The organism is Mesorhizobium sp. M7A.F.Ca.CA.004.06.1.1 (genome assembly GCF_003999135.1).
Classification (GTDB): Bacteria; Pseudomonadota; Alphaproteobacteria; order Rhizobiales; family Rhizobiaceae; genus Mesorhizobium.
On record NZ_RZPQ01000614.1, the window covers coordinates 1 to 3,564 of the forward strand.

The 3,564-nt window shown below is 61.3% G+C and carries 3 protein-coding genes and 1 pseudogene; all 4 read left to right on the top strand.

Annotation, left to right across the window (positions count from 1 at the left end):
* Positions 1–410, top strand: a pseudogene (locus EN906_RS26880) (CtpF protein); the annotation flags it as partial.
* 29 nt (positions 411–439) lie between these two features.
* Positions 440–1,942, top strand: a complete 1,503-nt coding sequence (locus EN906_RS26885) for a CpaF family protein (protein WP_127270234.1) — start codon at positions 440–442, stop codon at positions 1,940–1,942.
* Positions 1,943–1,971: 29 nt separating this feature from the next.
* Positions 1,972–2,985, top strand: coding sequence for a type II secretion system F family protein (locus tag EN906_RS26890; protein WP_127270235.1), 1,014 nt, complete (start codon positions 1,972–1,974; stop codon positions 2,983–2,985).
* Between the two features lie 9 nt (positions 2,986–2,994).
* Positions 2,995–3,564 (top strand): type II secretion system F family protein (locus EN906_RS26895; protein ID WP_164777384.1); only part of this gene is annotated, 570 nt, incomplete at its 3' end.

The following is a 3,564-nucleotide window of genomic DNA, read 5'->3' on the forward strand; positions in this document are numbered from 1 at the left end:
AGAACACCTTGGGCAAGGCCGACGAGATCGTCATCACCGCGACACCGGAACTTGCCAATCTGCGCAACACCAAGAATCTCGTCGATATGCTCAAGCGGCTTCGTCCCAATGATCCGCCGCCCAAGCTGATCATCAACCAGGCCGGCGTGCCGAAGCGCCCGGAGATTTCGCCGTCCGATTTCGCCGAGCCGCTCGGCCTGTCGCCGATGTCGGTCATTGCGTTTGATCCGTTGCTGTTCGGCAATGCCGCCAACAACGGACGCATGCTTGGCGAAATGGATGCCAAGAACCCGGTCGTCGCGATGATCAACGAAATGGCGCATGTGCTGACCGGGCGCAGCGAAATCAAGATCAAGAAGAAGGCCGGGCTCGGCAGCCTGCTCGGCAAGCTCTCGCGCAACAAGAAGTGACGCTTCAGCAGTGGAATCGGTAGTCGATCATGTTTGGTAAAAGAGGCAGCGACGACGGCAACCGGTTCACGCCGGAATTTCGCCAGCCAGCACCGGCGCCTGTTGCGCCGCCGGCTGCAAGTTCCATGGACACAGCGGTTCTGACCCGGCCCACGGCGGCGCCAAGCGCGCCTGTCGCGCCGCCGGCGCGCCGTGCGGTCGAGGCACCGCCATTGGCGCCTGAGCCGAAGCGGGCACAGCGCGAAAAGAGCGAAACTTATTACGATACCAAGAGCCAGGTCTTCTCCGCGCTCATCGACACCATCGATCTGTCGCAGCTTTCCAAGCTTGACCCTGAAAGCGCGCGCGAGGAAATCCGCGACATCGTCAACGACATCATCGCGATCAAGAACTTCGCAATGACGATCGCCGAGCAGGAAGAGCTGCTCGAGGACATCTGCAACGACGTGCTCGGCTATGGGCCGCTCGAGCCGCTGCTCGCCCGCGACGACATCGCCGACATCATGGTCAACGGCTCCAGGAACGTCTACATCGAAGTCAACGGCAAGGTCGAACAGACCGGTATCCGCTTTCGTGACAATCAGCAGCTCCTCAACATCTGCCAGCGTATCGTCAGCCAGGTTGGCCGCCGCGTCGACGAATCCAGCCCGATCTGCGACGCGCGCCTTCCCGACGGCTCCCGCGTCAACGTCATCGCGCCGCCACTCTCCATCGATGGCGCCACGCTCACCATCCGCAAATTCAAGAAGGACAAGCTGACGCTCGATCAGCTGGTCAAGTTCGGCGCCATCTCGCCGCAGGGCGCCGAAGTTCTCAAGATCATCAGTCGTGTTCGCTGCAACATCGTGATCTCGGGCGGCACCGGTTCGGGCAAGACGACGCTGCTCAATTGCCTGACCAACTATATCGACCGCGAGGAGCGCGTCATCACCTGCGAAGACTCGGCCGAGCTGCAATTGCAGCAGCCGCATGTGGTGCGCCTCGAAACCCGCCCGCCCAATCTGGAGGGCGAGGGTGAGGTGACGATGCGCGACTTGGTCAAGAACTGTCTGCGCATGCGGCCAGAGCGCATCATCGTCGGCGAAGTGCGCGGACCCGAGGTGTTCGATCTTCTGCAGGCGATGAACACCGGCCATGACGGCTCGATGGGCACGATCCACTCGAACAGCCCGCGCGAATGCCTCAACCGTATCGAATCCATGATTGCCATGGGCGGCTATTCGCTGCCGCAGAAGACAGTGCGCGAAATCGTCGTCGGTTCCATCGACGTGATCATCCAGGCGGCGCGCCTGCGCGACGGATCGCGCCGCATCACCCACATCACCGAGGTGATCGGGATGGAAGGCGACGTCATCATCACGCAGGATATCGTCCTTTACAACATCAAGGGCGAGGACGCCAACGGCCGGCTGTTGGGTGAGCACGTATCGACCGGCATCGGCCGTCCGCATTTCTGGGAGCGCGCACGCTATTACGGCGAGGAGCAGCGTCTCGCCATTGCGCTCGAGGCGATGGAGAAACGCGCTGACTGACGCATGCTGGGGTGTAAGGGTTCGGGCCAATGTTTGGAATTGACGGCACAGTACTGGCGTTTGTCGTGCTCGCCGGCTTCAGCGCCGGCGCCGTCGCTTATGCATTTCTGTTCACCCGCATCAGCAACGAGAAACAGGTTGGCAAGCGGCTCGAAACGATCAGGACCGCCGAGACGGATCGCTCCGTCGTCAAAGCCTCGCGCGACCGCGTGGCGGAAGCCGTCAAGCGGCGCAAATCGGTTCAGGATTCTCTTAACGAACTCGACGCCAAGCAGAAAACCAAGGACAGCCGCGTCAAGAAACCGCCGCTGAAAGCCCAGCTTCGTCAGGCCGGCCTCAAGACCACCATCGAGCGTTTCTATATATACTCCGCCGTATGCGGCATCGTTTTGATGATTGTCGCCTTTGTGGCCGGAGCCCCGCTGATCGCCTTGCCGGGCGTGCTGTTGGCCGGGGGGCTGGGCCTGCCGCGCTGGTTCGTCACGTTTCGTCGCGCCCGCCGGGTCAAGGCATTTCTCAACGAATTTCCAAACGCGCTCGACATCATCGTGCGCGCGGTCAAATCCGGCCTGCCGCTGAACGACGCCGTGCGCCTGATCGCCAACGAATCGCCCGAACCCGTGAAGACCGAGTTTCGCCGTATCGTCGATTCACAGCAGATGGGCCTCTCTATCCCCGACGCGACCTTGCGCATGCCTGAAACCATGCCTTGCACCGAGGCAAGCTTCTTCGGCATCGTTATCCAGATACAGTCGCAGGCCGGCGGCAATCTCTCCGAGGCGCTGGGCAATCTTTCGCGCGTGCTTCGCGATCGCAAGAAGATGAAAGCCAAGGTCGCGGCGCTGTCGATGGAAGCGAAGGCGTCCGCCGCGATCATCGGTGCGCTGCCCTTCATCGTCGCCTTTCTCGTCTACCTGTCGAGCCCGGCCTACCTGATGCCGCTCTTCAACACCAGCGTCGGAAACCTGATCCTTGGTTGCTCTGCGGTCTGGATGTTGATCGGCATCCTGGTGATGCGCAAGATGATGAACTTCGAAGTCTAGGATGCTGGCATGACCGAGCAAGTCATCAAGACCCTGACGGATCCGAGCTTCCTGATCGCGATGCTGGTCGCGATAGCGGTGTTTGCGACCGTCTTCACCTTGCTGCCGGCGTTTGGCGGAAACCAGCTCAAGTCACGCATGAAATCCGTTGCGCTGGAACGCGACGAACTGCGTGCGCAACAGCGCGCCCGGCTTGCGGTCGAGGCCGACCGCCGTCGCAAGGGCTTGCGCGAGGAACAGTCGGTCGGCATGCGCAACATTGTCGACCGGCTGGATCTGAGACGCGCGCTCGCCGATGAAGGCACCTTGCAGAAACTCAAGGTGGCCGGCTTTCGTGGACAGAATCCGCTGACGCGGTTTCTTTTCTTCCGTCTCGTACTTCCTTTCGTCGGTTTCGCGCTGGCCGCAATCTACATCTTCGCGCTCGGAGGACTGCCCGACAAGCCATTGGTCATCAGGCTGTTCGTCTGCGTCCTCGTTGCTTACGGCGGCTTCTACGCGCCAGTCATCTACGTCAACAACCGCGCCACCAAGCGCAAGCAGTCGATCCAGATGGCATGGCCGGATGGGCTCGATCTG